Below are 15688 nucleotides of genomic sequence, written 5' to 3'. Positions count from 1 at the left end.
CCTTCCCACCCCGAGGAGACGACACCGCATGACCGGATCCGACGCCTTACCGCAGATCGACACCAGCCGCCCGCACCCCGCCCGCGTGTACGACTGGTGGCTGGGCGGCAAGGACAACTATCCGGTGGACGAGGAGCTGGCCCGCAACATCCTGGCCGTCGACGGCACCGCGGTGCGCGGGGCGCGCGCCAACCGCCGCTTCATGCACCGGGCGGTGCGGGCCGCCGCGGGGGCCGGGGTCCGCCAGTTCCTCGACATCGGCACCGGCATCCCCACCGAGCCCAACCTGCACCAGGTGGCGCAGGAGGCGGCGCCGGACGCGAAGGTGGTGTACGCGGACAACGATCCGATCGTGCTCCGGCACGCGGAGGCCCTGCTCAGCGGCTCGCCCGAGGGCAGCACCCAGTACGTGCACGCCGACGTCCGCGACCCGGACACCATCCTGCGGCTGGCCGCCGAGTCCCTGGACCTGGCGCAGCCGGTCTCGCTGTCCCTGATCGCGCTCACCCACTACCTGGGCGACGAGGAGGACGACGTCCACGGCCTCGTCGGGCGGTACGTCGAGGCGCTCGCCCCCGGCAGCTTCCTGATCCTCTCACAGGTCACCCAGGACCTCAGCCCCGAGGGGGTGGCCAGGGCCGCGGGGCTGTTCCGCAGGAGCGGCACGCCGTTCCACCCGCGCACGCTGCCCGAGTTCTACCGCTTCTTCGAGGGCCTGGAGCTGCTCGGCCCCGGCGTGATCCCCGTGCACGGCTGGCGGCCGGAGCCGGTGGACGTGGAGGCGCAGGAAGAGGGCGTCGTCCCGGTGTACGCGGGGGTGGCCCGCAAGCCGGGCGCCTGACGCCCCGGCCGTACACCCGTACGGATCTCTGGACGGGTGCGTTCCCCCGCCCGCCCCTAGCGTCGAAGCACGGGGCGAGCGAGGGAGCGAGGGACGTGGCCGACACGCGGATACCGGCAAGGAGGTCCGATGCCCTCTGACGCGGTCCTTCATCAGGCGGCAGCGCTCTGCCTGACCTACCCGGACGACGACTTCCGCGCGCGGCTGCCGCTGCTGCGCGAAGCCGCCCCGCAGCTGCGGGAGTTCACCGACCACGCGGCGGTCACGCCGGCTTTGGAGCTGGCCGCGCACTACGTCCGGGTCTTCGACTCCGGCGACCGGTGCAGCCTCCGGCTGAGCCGGTGGCAGGACGCGGACACGCGGCGGCGCGGGATGACGCCCGCCCGCTTCGGGGACGTCTACCGCGCCGCCGGACTGGAGATGACCGACGGCGAACCGCCCGACTTCCTGCCCGCGGTCCTGGAGTTCACGGCCCGCACCGGCGACACGGGCCTGCTCGCCGGGCACCGCGCCGGCCTGGAACGGCTGCGCACGGCGCTGACCGACCTCGGCACGCCGTACGCGACCGTCCTGACGGCCGTGTGCGCGACCCTGCCGGCCCCGGGCTCCGCAACGACCGGGGCGACGGCTGGGACGACGCCGGTTGCAGGGACACGGGGAACGGCGCGGCCGGCCACATCGGACCCGCGGCCGCCCGACGACGGGCCCCGGCACCCCTCCGGGCGCTAAGCCGCGCCTCCCTTCGTGTCCTTCTCGTCGTCGACGATCTCCGCGTCCACCACGCCCTCTTCCTCGGGGCCCGCCTGTTCGTGGGCCGTGCTCTGCTCGCCGCCCGAGCCGCCGGCGCCGGCGGCGTTCGCGTACATCGCCTGGCCCATCTTCTGGCTGACGGTGGCGAGCTTCTCGACGCCCGTGCGCAGTTCGCCGGTCTCGGCGTTCCGCTCCAGGAGCCCCTTCAGCTCCGTGGTGGCCTCCTGCACCTCGGACTTGGTGTCGGCGGGGATGCGGTCCTCGTTGTCCCGGATGAACTTCTCGGTCTGGTAGACGAGTTGCTCGGCCTGGTTGCGGGTCTCGGCGGCCTCCCGCCGCTTGCGGTCCTCCTCGGCGTACTGCTCGGCCTCCCGCATCATGCGGTCGATGTCGTCCTTGGGCAGCGCACTGCCGCCGGTCACCGTCATCTTCTGCTCGCGGCCGGTGGCCAGGTCCTTGGCGGAGACGTGCATGATGCCGTTGGCGTCGATGTCGAAGGCCACCTCGATCTGCGGCACGCCCCGCGGGGCCGGCGGCAGACCGGTGAGGTCGAAGACGCCCAGCTTCTTGTTGTACGCGGCGATCTCCCGCTCGCCCTGGTACACCTGGATGCCCACCGAGGGCTGGTTGTCGGTGGCCGTCGTGAAGATCTCCGAACGCCGGGTCGGGATCGTGGTGTTGCGCTCGATCAGCTTGGTCATGATGCCGCCCTTGGTCTCGATGCCGAGGGACAGCGGGGTGACGTCGAGCAGCAGGACGTCCTTGACGTCGCCGCGGATGACACCGGCCTGCAGGGCGGCGCCGACGGCCACGACCTCGTCGGGGTTGACGCCCTTGTGCGGGTCCTTGCCGGTGAGTTCCTTCACCAGGTCGGTGACGGCCGGCATGCGCGTCGAGCCGCCGACCAGGATGACGTGGTCGACCGCGGACAGCTTGATGCCCGCGTCCTTGACCGCCTGGTGGAAGGGGGTCTTGCAGCGGTCGAGGAGATCGGCGGTGAGCTCCTGGAACTGCGCGCGGGTCATCTTCTCGTCGAGGTGCAGCGGCCCCTCGGCGGAGGCGGTGATGTAGGGCAGGTTGATCGTGGTCTCCGAGGAGCTGGACAGCTCGATCTTGGCCTTCTCGGCGCCCTCCCGCAGCCGCTGCAGGGCCATCTTGTCCTTGCCGAGGTCGATGCCGTACTGCCCCTGGAACCGCTTGACCAGGTGTTCGACGATCCGCTGGTCCCAGTCGTCGCCGCCGAGGTGGGTGTCGCCGTTGGTGGCCTTGACCTCGATGACCCCGTCCCCGATCTCCAGCAGCGACACGTCGAAGGTGCCGCCGCCGAGGTCGAAGACCAGGACGGTCTGCTCCTCGCCCCGGTCGAGGCCGTAGGCGAGGGCCGCGGCCGTCGGCTCGTTGATGATCCGCAGGACCTTCAGGCCCGCGATCTCCCCGGCCTCCTTGGTGGCCTGCCGCTGGGAGTCGTCGAAGTACGCGGGGACGGTGATCACCGCGTCCGTGACGTCCTCGCCGAGATAGGACTCGGCGTCCCGCTTGAGCTTCTGCAGGACCCGCGCGGACAGCTCCTGCGCCCGGTAGCGCGTGCCGTCGATGGAGCCCTGGTCGGGGAAGCGCCAGTGCGCGTCGCCCATGTGCCGTTTCACCGAGCGCGCGGTGCGCTCCACGTTGGTCACGGCCTGCCGCTTGGCGACCTCACCGACGAGCACCTCCCCGTTCTTGGCGAAGGCCACGACCGACGGTGTGGTCCTGGCCCCCTCCGCGTTGGCGACGACCGTGGGTTCGCCGCCCTCCAGGACGGCCACCACCGAGTTCGTGGTTCCGAGATCGATCCCGACCGCACGTGCCATCTCCGTCCCCTTCCGCCAGGCACTTCCCAGACTCCAGCACAAAACTTGAGTGCGCTGTTGTCAATGCCGCGTAGGTCCCGGGTACCCCCGGCGAACGGCTCCCGGGTACCCCGGAAAACACCGGTGCCGCGCTCCCGGGCACGGGGCGCGGCACCTGTGGGGCGCGGTTTCAGGCCAGCTTGGCGGACAGGGTGATCGTCGTGCCGGCCAGGGCCTGGCTGACCGGGCAGTTCTTCTTGGCGTCCTCGGCCGCGGCGACGAAGGCGTCGTCGTCGATGCCGGGGACCGTGCCCTCGACGGTGAGGTGGATGCCGGTGATGCCCTCACCCGGCTGGAAATTCACGTCCGCCGAGGTGACGAGCTTGGTGGGCGGGGTGCCGGCGCCGTTCAGGGCGTGCGAGAGCGCCATGGAGAAGCAGCTGGAGTGCGCGGCGGCGATCAGCTCCTCGGGGCTGGTCTTGCCGTTCGCGTCCTGGGAGCGCGAGGCCCACGTCACCGGCTGCGCCTCGATGGCCCCGGAGGAGTCGAAGTTCACGACACCGCTGCCCTCGAGCAGGTTGCCTTCCCATACGGTGTGTGCGGAGCGCGTGGTTGCCACGGTGAATCCTTCCGAATTCCTGCTGTTGCTTGCGCTCCCATCCGATCACATTCCGGCTCAGCGCACCCGGAAGACCGGCCCGCGGGCGGTGAACGGCAGCCGGGCGCCCTGCGGGATCAGGTAGGCGTGCTCGCGGCGGACGCGCAGCACGTCGCACCAGCCGTCGGTGATCACCAGGACGGGCGCGCCCGGCGGGAAGTCGTCCGCCCGGTGCAGCAGGTCGATCCCGGGCTGCAGGACCGTACCGCCGCGGCCGTGCACGCGGACCCGGCCCGCGATCTCGGTCACCGGCAGGTAGCCCGCGTCGTGCGGGGCGGCGTCGCAGAAGACGACACGGGCGGCCGGCACGTCGCGGGCCTCGGCGTAGGAGGCGATCGCGCCGAGTGCCTTGCCCAGCAGTGTGTGGCTCATGGAGCCGGAGGTGTCGAGGACGACGCCGAAGGTGCAGCGGGCGATCTCCTCGGGCGGGAAATAGTGGCCCGCGCGCGGGATGTCCGGGGTGGAGGACTGACGGCGGGAGGGGCGCGCGTACGTCCGGACGGGCTGCGGGCTGGGTACGAACTCGTCGAACCAGCGGGCGAGTTGCGCGTCCCAGGGCAGGGGCGGCTGGCTGAGCGCGCGGATCTCCTCGACCAGGCCGCCCGGCAGGTAGCCGCGTTCCTGCCGCTGGTGCAGGTCCAGGCCCTGGCCGAGACCGCGGCGGTAGAACTCGTCGAGGTCGACGTGGGTGCCGGGCGGGCCGAGCGGGGCGCCGAGCACGTCGCCGACGCCCTTGCCGCGCAGGGTGGCGAGCCGGCGCATGCGGCGCAGGTCGCCGGCGATGCGGTCGTAGACCTCCTCGGCGGACAGGCCGGCGAGCACGGGGTCGTGCAGCAAACCCTCGGGCATGGTGCCGACCTGCATCTCGACCAGCCAGCCGTTGATGACGTAGTCGCAGGCGATGTTGAACAGGTAGGGGTCGCGGGTGCCGCAGCGGTCGCCGTGGCGCAGGGCGGCGTGCAGCATCTCGTGGGCGAGGACGAACCGCCACTCCTCGTCGTCGAGTTGGCGCAGGGGGTTGACGTAGATCTCGCCCGCCTCCGGGTTCACGGCGGCCACGGAGATGCCGTGCGCGCGGGCGAGTTCGGCGTCGGCGACGAGGGTGATGCCGGCCGCGATGCCGCCGAGCAGCGGGTAGGAGGAGACGAACCAGCTCAGCGCCTTCTGCCAGGGGCGGCGCGGGGCCACCGCACCGTCGAGGGAGTCGCGGCGGCCGCCCGCCATGTCCATCGCCGCGGACACGGTGCGGGTCAGGGCGGCGGCGAACGCCAGCTGGTGGTCCGGCGGGGCGCCGTACCAGCCGTTCCAGCGCAGCAGAAGCTGGTCGGGTTCGGCGCCGGCCGTGCCGCAGCGCTCGTAGGCGGGCGGGAGGCCGTCCCGGCGCCAGCGTGCGGCGAGTTGCTCCTCGTCGCCGTCGGGATAGGAGACGGGAAGCCCTTCGGGGGTCTCGCCGACGGTGAAGCTCAGCAGGAAGCGGTTGACGACGACGCAGCGCGCGGCGAGGTCGAAGCGGTCCGGCTGGACGCGCTCGCCCTTCGCCGCCGGGACGTGGCCGAAGCCGAGGTGGAGGACGGCGTGCGCGAGCGCCCAGGCCCAGGCGGTGGGTTCGGCGAGGCGATGAGGGTGGACGTGCAGGTCCGCGTCGGAGTCGACGACCACCAGCCCGTCGCGCGGGGCGAGTCTGCACTCCTCGTGCCGGCACACGTCGAACTCGACGGCCGCGAGGGCCGGGTTGGCCTTCACCAGGCGCATCCCCTCGGCGAACGCCTCGGCAGCCGGGTCCCGCTTCTCCTCCCCCTTGCCCTTGCCGCGGCTCACCGCCGCGCCTCCACCAGCCTCGGCATGTCCCGCGCCGCCTCGATGAGGAACCACGACGGCAGCACGGGGTTGCCGTCGGCGTCGGACGCGATGACGGTCTGGGCGACCTCCACGGAGATCTCCGCGAGCTGCACCAGCAGCGACTTGGCGCGATAGGCGGTCTGCCGGCCGTTGGCCGACATGTGCTCCTTGCTGACGGGGAGTTCCTTGACCAGGCGGCCGCGGAAGGACTCGGCGAGGTAGTAGAGCAGGTCGCGGTCCTCGACGCGGTGCGGCCAGGGGGCGTCGCCCTTGATGATCGCCTCGATGCCGAACCGGCTGCGCACGATCTTGACGTAGCCGCAGAAGGCGGTGGCGTGCGCGGGCGTCAGGGTGCCGTGCGCGACGACCTTGAGGGTGTCCTCGTCGAGGTCGCGGCCGAAGGAGTGCAGCGCGTCGGAGAGCATGTGCCAGGAGCGGGGCGTGGAGAAGGGCTCCTCGGTCTTGGGCGGCTTGGACCACAGGTGGTCGGGACGGTCGGTGAGGTGGTCGAGGATCCAGGGGTGGATGCCGTTGCCCGCCGCCCAGGCCAGCCAGTCCTTCGCGGAGGCCTCCAGGTGGACGTGGGTGAGGCGGTTGACCAGGGCCGAGGCGATCGGGCGGGCGAGGGCGTTGTCCGTGGCGCGGTTGCCGGCGCCGATGACGATGGACCCCTTGGGCAGCTCGTAGTCGCCGATGCGGCGGTCGAGGATGAGGGAGTAGAACGCCTTCTGCACGTCGGGCGTGGCCGCGTTGAGCTCGTCGAGGAACAGGCAGTACGGCTCGTCGCGGGCGATCGCCTCCGGCGGGCAGAACACCGACCGGCCGTCGCGGATCTGCGGCACGCCGATCAGGTCCTCCGGTGCCAGCTGGGTGCCGAGCAGGCTCACGCACTCCAGACCGAGCGACTCGGCGAACTCCCGTACCAGCGAGGACTTCCCGATGCCGGGCGCGCCCCAGAGGAACACCGGCCGGACGGTGGCAAGACCCAGCAGCAGTTCGGGGATACGGGCGGGCGTGACGGTGACAGCGGCCTGCAAGGGGTTCCTTCACGGTTCGGGTGCACGGCGACTCGAACAGTGTGAGCCGGTGACCGAACAGACGCAGCTCATTTTCGGGCGCTCTAGGCCGCCTGCTCCCCCTCCTCGGGCAGCGGCACCTGGGGGCCGTCGGCCTCCCGCAGCCAGCGCCGCAGGACCCGGTGCACCCGCTCGGCGCCGACGAGTTCGCCCCCCTCCTCGACCGGCGCCGACAGGGCGACCGGCGACAGCAGGAAGGGCCTGCCCTGCGCGCCGCCGAGCCCGCCGTGCGAGCCGATCTGCTCCTCGAAGGCCAGCACCTCGCCGTCCACGGGGTCGTGGAAGGAGTTGACCATGATGTCGGCGGTGTGCGGGAAGGAGTGGGTGCGCCGCACCGCGTCGGCCGCGCCCGGCCCGAACGCCTCCAACGGGCCCCTCTTGTCCTCGAGTTCGTCCAGCGGGACCTCGGCGCCGTACGCGCCCAGCACGACCCCGCCGTGCCGCTCGCTGCGGACGAGGAGGAAGCCGATGCCGGGATGGTTGGCGAGGGTCGTCAGCAGCGCGGGGTGGCGGGCGTCGATCTCCTCCTTGCTCATGCGGTGCGGCACGTCCGGGAAGGAGACCAGGCCGAGGTTGCCGGAGGCCAGCACCAGCGGCTCGGCGCGGCGGCCGGAGGGGTGGTACCGCTCGCCGCCCTCCACGGGCCTGCGCAGCACAGCGCGTACGGCGGCCCGGGCCTCCGCGCCGCTGTGGGTGCGCCGGGCGCGGCGCGGCACGGGCAGCCCGCAGCCGGCCCGCACCAGGTCGCCGAGGCTCAGGCCGTAGCGGGAGCGGAACGTCTCGCCGGGGCTCTGCCCGTGGTCCGACAGCACGACGATCCGGTACGGCCGCGGGGCGTGCTCGGCGACGTGCGCGATGAGGGCGAGCGCGCGGTCGAGGCGTTCGAGGACCTTCCCGGCGTCGCGGCTCGCCGGGCCCGAGTGGTGGGCGACCTCGTCGTAGGCGACCAGGTCGGCGTAGACGGCGGTGCGGCCGGCGAGCATGTCGCCCATCACCGCGGCGACCACGACGTCCCGCTCCACGACGGTCGCGAAGGCCCGTATGAAGGGGTAGAGGCCGCCGCGGGACACCCGCGGGCGCTGCTTGCGGATCCGGGCCCGGGTGGACTGGCCGATCTCGCGGCCGACCTCGGCGACGAAGGACAGGGCGGTGCGCACGGCGTTGGCGGGGTCGGAGAAGTAGGCGAAGTAGCCGGCCCGGGAGCGGGTGTCCCGGCCGCGCCTGCGGGTGGCGATGGACAGCACCAGTGCCTGCTCGTCGGCGCCGCCGCCGAAGAGGTTGCCGCGGCTGGCCCCGTCGAGGGTCAGCAGTCCGGTGTCGCCGGTGAACTCCACGGCGCGGCGCTGGAGTTCCGCCGCGCTGGTGGGGCGGTTGCAGACCATGACCTCGCCGGTGTCCTTGTCGTACCAGCGGAAGGCGGGGACGTCGTGGTTGGTGCCGTGCAGGATGCCGAGCTGGCTGGCGCCGGTCTGGCTGGACCAGTCGGTGCGCCAGGGGGTGAGCCGGTGCGTGGACCCCGTCCAGCGCGCGACGGTGGGCATGATCCCCTTGGCGGCCGCGTCCAGCAGGACGTCGTGGCCGACGCCGTCGAGCTGGACGAAGACGGTGCCGGGCGAGGCCGGGCCGGGCGGCAGGCGTCTGCGGCGGCGGTCGGCGAGCCGGTAGAGGCGCCGCCGGTAGGCGTCGTCGTCGCGGACGGCGAGGGCGGCGCCGGTGGCGGAGGCGACGGCGGACATCACGGCGGCCACGACCACGGCGGTCTCGGGGGCCGCCTCGGCGCTGCTGGCGGGATTGAGGCGCAGGGCGACCAGCAGCAGGGAGCCGTTGAGGACGAAGACGAGCAGCCCCAGCACGAGCGCGGGCACGAGCAGCAGCAGCCGCACCAGCAGCGGCCACACCAGGGCCGACAGGACACCGAAGGCGCCGGCGCCGACCGCGGCGGTGACGGCGATGTGGGTGGCGCTCTCGCCGTCCGGGGACTGCAGGCGGAAGTCCGGCAGGATCCCGGCGAGCACGAGCATGGTGACCGTCGAGACGGCCCACACCGTGACACTCCGGCCCATCTGACTGGCGATCCGTCGCCACCGCCCGCCACGCACTCCCGCACACCTCACGTCCCGCCCGTCGTCGATGCGGGCCTGGACCAAGCGTGTCATACGAGGTGCGAAGGGGCCCCGGGGCTTACGCGGGGGGTGGCCTCAGCGCCCGTCGTAGCCGGCCGTCGGCATCGACAGCCTGCGGTGCACGCGTGCCTTCATCTGGGCGTCGTAGCAGGGCTCCTCGAAGCCCACCGTCTCCACCCGCACGCCCCGCCGCGCGCACTCCGCGGCGAACTCCTCCACGGACGACAGCGCGCTCTCCAGCACCCGCCGGCTCGGCGCCACGAACAGGTCGAGGCCGGGGCGGACGCCGTCCCACAGCACGCAGTGGTCGGCCCGCAGTCCTCGCACCAGCAGCTCCCGGCTGACGATGTAGCCGCGCTCGGCCGCCCAGCGCGCGCACATCGCGTGCTGACTGCGGGAGTCCACCAGGAAGGGGTCGGCGTCCAGCTCCTCGAGCGGCGTCAGACTCGCGATCGCCGTGACGCGCACGCGCATCGGTCCCATGGCGTCCCCCTCACCTCCGGGTTTCGCCGCCGACCCTACTCCAGCCCGTAGGCTTCGGGGAGTCGCGCGAAGGAGGCAAAGAAGGTGCCGGTGGAGATCACCTGGTGGGGTCACGCGACCTGCACGGTCGAGGACTCGGACGTACGGGTGCTCACCGACCCCCTGTTCGCCCGCCGGCTCGCCCATCTCCGGCGCCGCAGAGGCGCGCTGCCACCGCCCGGCGCCTGGCGCGCGGACGTGGCGCTCGTCTCCCACCTGCACGCCGACCATCTGCACGTGCCCTCGCTGGAGCGGCTCGCCGAGGGCACGCGCCTGCTGGTGCCCCGGGGCGCACCCCGGGCGGTACCGGGGCTGCGCCGGCTCACGCACCTCCGGCTGACCGAGGTGGCGCCCGGTGACCGGCTGACCTTCGGGGACGTGGCCGTACGGGTCGTGCCCGCCCTGCACGACGGGCGGCGGCTGCCGGTCGGCCCGCACCGCTCCCCCGCCCTCGGCTACGTCGTCGAGGGCCAGGCGCGGACCTACTTCGCCGGGGACACCGGGCTGTTCGACGCGATGGCGCGCGAGGTGGGGCCCGTCGACGTGGCGCTGCTGCCGGTGGGCGGCTGGGGGCCGTACCTCGGCGAGGGCCATCTGGACGCGGGGCGGGCCGCGCAGGCGCTGGCCCGGCTGGCGCCGCGCAGCGCGATACCGGTGCACTACGGCACGTACTGGCCGATCGGGATGGACGCCGTGCGCCCCCATGAGTTCCACGCGCCGGGCGACGAGTTCGTGCGCCTGGCGGCCGACCACGCGCCGCGGGTGGCGGTGCACCGGCTCGGCCACGGGGAGAGCGTGCGGCTGGAGGTCGCCCGGTGATGTGGCTGGCCGCCACGGTGACCTCGACCGTGCCGCCCGAGTCGACGCAGCAGGCGCTCGGCTATCCGTCGCTGTTCCTGCTCGTGCTGTTCGGGGCGCTGGTGCCGGTGATCCCGACGGGGGCCCTGGTGAGTTCGGCGGCCGTGGTGGCGTTCCACCAGACGGCGCCGTTCGCGCTGGCGATGGTGTTCGTGACGGCGTCGCTGGCCGCGTTCCTCGGGGACGCGGCGCTGTACTGGCTCGGGCGGCGCGGGATGAACTCGAAGAACGGCTCCCGCTGGCTGGAGGCGATCCGGTCACGGGCGCCGGAGGAGCGGCTGGCGCAGGCGCAGGCGAAGCTGGCCGAGCACAACGTCTCGGTGCTGGTGCTGTCGCGGCTGGTGCCGGCCGGCCGGATCCCGGTGATGCTGGCCTGTCTGCTGGCGAAGTGGCCGCTGCGGCGCTTCTCGCGGGGCAACCTGCCGGCCTGCCTGGCGTGGGCGGCGACGTACCAGGTGATCGGGATTCTGGGCGGGTCGCTGTTCCCGGAGCCCTGGGAGGGCGTGGTCGCGGCGGTCGCACTGACCGTGCTCGTCAGCGCGGCCCCCGGCGTCTGGCGCCGCATCCGCCGGACGACGACGGCGTAGACGGCTTGGGCAGCCTGGACGGCGTGGTGGCTTGGGCAGCCTGGGCGACTTGAGCGGCTCGGGCGGCTGCTCCAGCACGCGCGACGCCCTCCGCCGGACGACGACGGCCTAGGCGGCTCGGGCGGCCTGGGCCGCTGGGGCGACTGGGGGCGGCCCGGGCGGCTACTCCAGCACCCGCGACGCCCCGACGGGCAGGTCCCACAGGTCCGCGCGGTCCAGTCCCGCCTTCTCCCAGGCCGCGCGCACGCGGGTGAGCGGTTCCAGGACCGGCTCCGCCGACAGCACGAACGTGCCCCAGTGCATCGGCGCCATGCGCCTGGCGCCGAGGTCGCGGGCCGCTCTGACGGCCTCCTCCGGGTCGCAGTGGACGTCGCTGAGCCACCAGCGCGGGTCGTAGGCGCCGATGGGCAGCAGGGCGAGGTCGATGCCGGGATAGCGCTCGCCGATGCGGGAGAACCAGTGGCCGTAGCCGGTGTCGCCCGCGAAGTGGACGCGCTGCCCGTCGGGGGCGGTCAGCACCCAGCCGCCCCACAGGGAGTGGCAGGTGTCGGTGAGGGTGCGCTTGGACCAGTGGTGGGCGGGGACGAAGTCGAAGCGTACGCCGCCCAGTTCGGCCGCCTCCCACCAGTCCAGCTCGGTGACCTCGGTGAAGCGCCGGCGGTGGAACCAGCGGCCGAGACCGGCGGGCACGAACACCGGGGTGTCGCGCGGCAGTCGGCGCAGCGTGGGGGCGTCCAGATGGTCGTAGTGGTTGTGGCTGATGACGACGGCGTCGACGCGCGGCAGGGACTCCCAGGGGATGCCGACGGGTGTGATGCGCGCCGGGGTGCCGAGGATGCGGCGGGACCAGACGGGGTCGGTGAGGACGGTCAGTCCGCCGATCTGCACCACCCAACTGGCGTGGCCCGCCCAGGAGACGGCCAGCGTGCCGGCGTCCACGCGGGGCAGGGGGGCGGGGGCGAAGGGGAGCCTGGGGATGTCGGCGAGGCCCTCGCGGCCGGGGCGCACGGAGCCCTCGCGGGCGAAGCGGGCCATGGCCTTCAGGCCGGGCAGGGGGGCGGTCAGGCGGTCGTGGAAGCTGCGCGGCCACTTCCGGCGTTCGCCCAGGCGGCGGGGCTCGGCGAGGGGCGGGAAAGGGGGCGCGAACACCGGCGTCGACGCCGGATCGTCCGCTTCCCGGGTGGTGGTGGTCGACTCGGACTGCTGCGTCATCGAGGAGGCTCCCATCGCTGAGCGTCGTCGCGGAGATCGTCGAAGACCGACTTCACATGACTCAACGCGCGTTGCACGTGTGGCAGTTCCAACGGCGCGGGGGACGTGAGACATTCCGCCCGCTCGTCGTCCGTACGGCCCAGCAGCGGGCCGGTGGCCAACCGGACGCGCAGAGCGCCCAGTTCGTCCCCGAAGCGGTGGCCGCCTGGCGCGGGCATGCCGAGCCGGACGGCGAGGAAGTCCTCCAGTTCCTGGGCGTCGCCGACACCGTGGGCGGTGAGGGCGGAGCGCAGCGGGGCGAGGTCGGCGTAGACGTGCCGGCCGGCCTGCGGGGGCAGGGAGAGGATGCCGGCGCGCACGAGCACGCCGTGCAGGGCTTCGGCCATCCGCGCGTGCAGGCGTACGGCGGCGGCCACGCGCGCGGTGACGGGCAGCGGCTCGCCCAGCGCGTAGGCGGCGGGTGCGGCGACGGGGCCCGCGATCCGGGCCCCGAGGGCGGTGAGGATGTCGAGCACGCGCGCGTGGAGGCCGGTTCCGGCGTCGCCCGCCGGGAAGCGGGCCACCGCGGCGGGCCAGCCCGGCGGCAGCAGCGCGCCGGCCAGGTCGGTGACGACCGTGACCCGGTCGGGCAGCATCTCGGCCGGGCTGAGCTGCACGGTGTCCCGCGGGGCGTGCAGGGTGTCGCGCCAGGTCTCGTCGCTGACCAGGTGCAGGCCCTCGCCCGCGGCGGCCTCCACGCACGCGTGCAGCGCCTCGGGCGGGGCCACGGTGGCGGTGGGGTCGTCGGCGACGGACAGCACGAGCAGCCGCGGGTCACCTCCCTCCGCGCGCACGCGCCGGACGGTCTCCAGGAGGGCGTACGGGTCCGGGACGCCGCCGCACTCGGCCGGCGTCGCGACGTGGAAGACGGGTCTTCGCAGCAGGCGGGCGTACGGCGCCCACCAGGCCGCGCACGGCCGGGGCACCAGGACGTCGCCGCCGAGCGCGGCGGTCAGCGCGAGCAGCAGCGCGGGGGCGCCCGGTCCGGCGGCGACCCGTTCGGCTCCGGTGGCGAGACCGCGCCGTTCCCAGTAGTCGCAGGCGGCTCGCAGCAGGGCGGGGCCGCCGCCGACCGGTTCGGCGTCGGCCCGGGCGGCGGCAGCGGCGAGGACGGCGGTCAGTTCGGGCAGGACAGGCAGGCCGTCCTCGGGGAGCGGCGGTCCGAAACGGACGGGGCCGTGGCCTTCCGGGTCCGTCCGCGGCATCCCTACCTCCGTCGTGGCTGCTTGCTGCGCCGGGCCCCCGGGACGATGGTGCCGTCCGGCTCCCCCGTCCGTGCGGCGCGGGCCGGGTCCCTGGGCTCTGAGTACCCCGTGAGCCGTCGCCTCATGGGGGTCCCCCGGGTCGTGGCGGTCACACGCGGCGATCCTCCGGTCAGCCGCCGGTGCCGGAGTCGCGGTGGCGCAGCCGGTGGGCGGCGGCGCCCAGCGCGCCCGCGATGAGGACGCCGCCCGCGACCAGGGCGGGCACGGAGTCGGTGAAGGTGCCGCCCTCGCCGGCCCGGACGCCGCGCTGGACCGGGGCCGTACCGCAGCCGTCGGTGCGCTGTTTCTCGGCGCAGCGACGGGTGCCGCCGGCGCCGAGGTCGACCTTGAACGTGGCGCTCCAGGCGGCACCCCGCCCGCCGGGCGGGGCCGGGCAGGTGCCGTTCACGGTCCACGCCGAGTCCGCGGTCACCGAGCCCGGGGGCACCGCGCCCGGACCCACCGCGTCCGGGGCTGTTCCGTCCGGGGCGGTACCGTCCGGAACCGCGGCATCCGGTGCCGCCGGGTCCGGGGTTACGTCGCCGGAGCCCGCGGCGTCCGTGGGCACGGTGTCCGGGCCCAGCGCGTCCGCTGCCGCCGCGTCCGTGGGCACCGTGTCCGGGCCCACGGCGTCAGGGCCGGCCGCGTCCGGACCCGACGCGTCCGGGACCGTCGCATCCGGGATCGCCGTGTCCTGCGGCCTGGCCGCGTCCGGGGCCGCGGGGTCCGGGCCCACGGTGGCCGGGCCGCCGGTGGCCGGGCCGCCGTCCTCCAGGTCGGTCGCGGGGGCGATGCGGGCGGTGCCTCGGTAGGTGACCCCGGAGGCCTGCTGCGCGTCGCCGGCGACGCGTTGCAGCTTGACCGTGCCCTCGTCGAAGGCCTGCGAGGTGGCGTCGATGGTGGCGGGCGCCGGGCCACCGGTGGATTCGCAGGAGACCGAGACGGTGACGCTGCCGCCGGGCGACGCGGTGCCGGGGCTGACCTCCGAGGCCGGGTCCGCGAAGGCGGCCGCGGCGGGGAGGCCGACCGCGGCACCCGCAAGGGCCGCGGCGGACAGGACACGGGCGGTGCGGCGCATGAGGTGGGCTCCTTCGAGCGGCGTCTGCGGACGGGTCACGCAGGGCGTGCCTCGTCCCCATCACAGCCCTCACCCCGCCGCCCCGCGCGCGGCCGGGCACCATTCGCGTCACGCACTGGGCCGAGCGGGTGACACGGACCGGGAGACGCCCGGGCCGCCCGGAGGCGGTGGCCTCCGGGCGGCCCGGATGCGCTGGAAGCGCTCCGCGCGGCGCTACACCGCCTCGTTCAGCACCTGTTCGCGCACACGGCTGCAGCAGCGGCTGATCAGCCGGGAGACGTGCATCTGCGAGATGCCCAGCTGCTCGGCGATCCGGCTCTGGGTCATGTCGCCGAAGAAGCGCATGTACAGGATGGCCCGCTCCCGTTCGGGCAGCGCCGCCAGCCGGGGCGCGACCGCCTCGCGGTCCACCACCGTGTCGAGGGCGGGGTCGAGCGAGCCGAGGGCGTCGCCGAGGGAGTAGCCGTCCTCGCTGCCGGGAAGCTCGGCGTCGAGGGAGAGGGCGGAGAAGCTCTCCAGGGCCTCCATGCCGGCCAGCACGTCCTCCTCGCTCATGTCGGCGTGCTCGGCGATCTCGGCGACGGTGGGCCTGCGGCCCGAGACGGTCTGGGTGAGGTCCTGCGCGGCGAACCGGACCCGGTTGCGCAGCTCCTGGACCCGGCGCGGGACGTGCAGGGTCCACATGTGGTCGCGGAAGTGCCGCTTGATCTCACCGGTGATGGTGGGCACGGCGTAGCTCTCGAAGGCGTTGCCGAGTTCGGGGTCGTACCGGTCGACGGCCTTGACCAGGCCGAGGGCCGCGACCTGGCGCAGGTCCTCGGAGCTCTCGCCGCGGTTGCGGAACCGGCCGGCGAGCCGGTCGGCCATGGGCAGCCAGGCCTCGACGACCCGTTCGCGCAGTGCGTCGCGCTGCGGGCCCGGGGGCAGCGTCGCGAGCCGGCGGAAGGCGTCGGCGGTGTCAGGGGCGTCGTCGTGCGGGTGGTGCTTCGTGCTCAGTCGAGTGGGCATGGTGCGTCCCAACTCCCTCGGTGG

General features: G+C 74.1%; 13 protein-coding genes and 1 pseudogene. 4 read left to right on the top strand and 10 right to left on the bottom strand.

The genetic code is table 11. The features are described from left to right. The first annotated feature begins 28 nt into the window (after positions 1-28). Both M8J74_RS11585 and narJ read left to right on the top strand, forming a co-directional pair. Positions 29-841 carry an SAM-dependent methyltransferase gene (locus M8J74_RS11585; protein ID WP_249836271.1) on the top strand — a complete coding sequence of 271 codons (813 nt, stop codon included), beginning with the start codon at positions 29-31 and terminating at the stop codon, positions 839-841. A 129-nt stretch (positions 842-970) separates the two neighbouring features. Further along, positions 971-1456 (top strand): annotated as a pseudogene (gene narJ / locus M8J74_RS11580) (nitrate reductase molybdenum cofactor assembly chaperone); the annotation flags it as partial. A gap of 110 nt (positions 1457-1566) precedes the next feature. Here the strand turns inward: narJ and dnaK are convergent. The 6 genes from dnaK to M8J74_RS11550 all read right to left on the bottom strand — a co-directional run bounded on the left by dnaK (position 1567) and on the right by M8J74_RS11550 (position 9599). Further along, complete coding sequence (dnaK, locus tag M8J74_RS11575; RefSeq protein WP_249836270.1) at positions 1567-3441, bottom strand: molecular chaperone DnaK; 1875 nt, start codon at positions 3439-3441, stop codon at positions 1567-1569. 169 nt (positions 3442-3610) lie between these two features. Further along, entirely contained in the window at positions 3611-4039 is a 429-nt protein-coding gene (locus tag M8J74_RS11570) for an OsmC family protein (RefSeq protein ID WP_058922110.1), read from the bottom strand. Positions 4040-4096: 57 nt separating this feature from the next. Further along, entirely contained in the window at positions 4097-5830 is a 1734-nt protein-coding gene (locus M8J74_RS11565; RefSeq protein ID WP_283948053.1) for a vWA domain-containing protein, read from the bottom strand. Between the two features lie 62 nt (positions 5831-5892). Next, the gene (locus M8J74_RS11560; RefSeq protein WP_249836268.1) at positions 5893-6954 is read right to left on the bottom strand and encodes an ATP-binding protein; all 1062 of its coding nucleotides are present in this window, start codon (positions 6952-6954) and stop codon (positions 5893-5895) included. An 83-nt stretch (positions 6955-7037) separates the two neighbouring features. After that, complete coding sequence (locus tag M8J74_RS11555; RefSeq protein ID WP_249836267.1) at positions 7038-9056, bottom strand: phage holin family protein; 2019 nt, start codon at positions 9054-9056, stop codon at positions 7038-7040. Positions 9057-9191: 135 nt separating this feature from the next. Next, on the bottom strand, positions 9192-9599 hold the full coding sequence (locus tag M8J74_RS11550) for a hypothetical protein (protein ID WP_249836266.1): 408 nt from the start codon (positions 9597-9599) through the stop codon (positions 9192-9194). Between the two features lie 84 nt (positions 9600-9683). Here M8J74_RS11550 and M8J74_RS11545 point away from each other — a divergent pair, with 84 nt between their 5' ends. Continuing rightward, positions 9684-10457, top strand: a complete 774-nt coding sequence (locus M8J74_RS11545; protein WP_249836265.1) for an MBL fold metallo-hydrolase — start codon at positions 9684-9686, stop codon at positions 10455-10457. Then, positions 10457-11083, top strand: a complete 627-nt coding sequence (locus M8J74_RS11540; RefSeq protein WP_249836318.1) for a DedA family protein — start codon at positions 10457-10459, stop codon at positions 11081-11083. Before M8J74_RS11545 ends, M8J74_RS11540 begins: the two co-directional genes overlap by 1 nt. Positions 11084-11245: 162 nt before the next feature. Here the strand turns inward: M8J74_RS11540 and M8J74_RS11535 are convergent, their stop codons facing one another. The 4 genes from M8J74_RS11535 to M8J74_RS11520 all read right to left on the bottom strand — a co-directional run bounded on the left by M8J74_RS11535 (position 11246) and on the right by M8J74_RS11520 (position 15664). Next, positions 11246-12295: an MBL fold metallo-hydrolase gene (locus tag M8J74_RS11535; RefSeq protein WP_249836264.1), complete on the bottom strand. Its 1050-nt coding sequence runs from the start codon at positions 12293-12295 to the stop codon at positions 11246-11248. After that, positions 12292-13539: an aminotransferase class I/II-fold pyridoxal phosphate-dependent enzyme gene (locus M8J74_RS11530; RefSeq protein ID WP_249836263.1), complete on the bottom strand. Its 1248-nt coding sequence runs from the start codon at positions 13537-13539 to the stop codon at positions 12292-12294. Before M8J74_RS11530 ends, M8J74_RS11535 begins: the two co-directional genes overlap by 4 nt. A 169-nt stretch (positions 13540-13708) precedes the next feature. Further along, the gene (locus M8J74_RS44810; RefSeq protein WP_308406041.1) at positions 13709-14656 is read right to left on the bottom strand and encodes a prolipoprotein diacylglyceryl transferase; all 948 of its coding nucleotides are present in this window, start codon (positions 14654-14656) and stop codon (positions 13709-13711) included. Positions 14657-14869: 213 nt separating this feature from the next. Beyond that, positions 14870-15664, bottom strand: coding sequence for an RNA polymerase sigma factor SigF (locus M8J74_RS11520; RefSeq protein ID WP_249836262.1), 795 nt, complete (start codon positions 15662-15664; stop codon positions 14870-14872). Between the last annotated feature and the right edge of the window lie 24 nt (positions 15665-15688).

Origin of the sequence: Streptomyces panaciradicis (assembly GCF_023516615.1) — a bacterium.
GTDB lineage: Bacteria > Actinomycetota > Actinomycetes > Streptomycetales > Streptomycetaceae > Streptomyces > Streptomyces panaciradicis.
Note: the sequence above shows the minus strand (reverse complement) of the source record. Positions and strands in the feature narration are given on the sequence as shown.

Bases quoted from the DNA above. Each gene is read 5' to 3' on its own strand.
- M8J74_RS11585 (WP_249836271.1), top strand. From the start codon at position 29: ATGACCGGATCCGACGCCTTACCGCAGATCGACACCAGCCGCCCGCAC.
- dnaK (WP_249836270.1), bottom strand. From the start codon at position 3,441: ATGGCACGTGCGGTCGGGATCGATCTCGGAACCACGAACTCGGTGGTG.
- M8J74_RS11565 (WP_283948053.1), bottom strand. From the start codon at position 5,830: ATGCGCCTGGTGAAGGCCAACCCGGCCCTCGCGGCCGTCGAGTTCGAC.
- M8J74_RS11555 (WP_249836267.1), bottom strand. From the start codon at position 9,056: ATGGGCCGGAGTGTCACGGTGTGGGCCGTCTCGACGGTCACCATGCTC.
- M8J74_RS11550 (WP_249836266.1), bottom strand. From the start codon at position 9,599: ATGGGACCGATGCGCGTGCGCGTCACGGCGATCGCGAGTCTGACGCCG.
- M8J74_RS11540 (WP_249836318.1), top strand. From the start codon at position 10,457: ATGTGGCTGGCCGCCACGGTGACCTCGACCGTGCCGCCCGAGTCGACG.
- M8J74_RS11535 (WP_249836264.1), bottom strand. From the start codon at position 12,295: ATGACGCAGCAGTCCGAGTCGACCACCACCACCCGGGAAGCGGACGAT.
- M8J74_RS11530 (WP_249836263.1), bottom strand. From the start codon at position 13,539: ATGCCGCGGACGGACCCGGAAGGCCACGGCCCCGTCCGTTTCGGACCG.
- M8J74_RS44810 (WP_308406041.1), bottom strand. From the start codon at position 14,656: ATGCGCCGCACCGCCCGTGTCCTGTCCGCCGCGGCCCTTGCGGGTGCC.
- M8J74_RS11520 (WP_249836262.1), bottom strand. From the start codon at position 15,664: ATGCCCACTCGACTGAGCACGAAGCACCACCCGCACGACGACGCCCCT.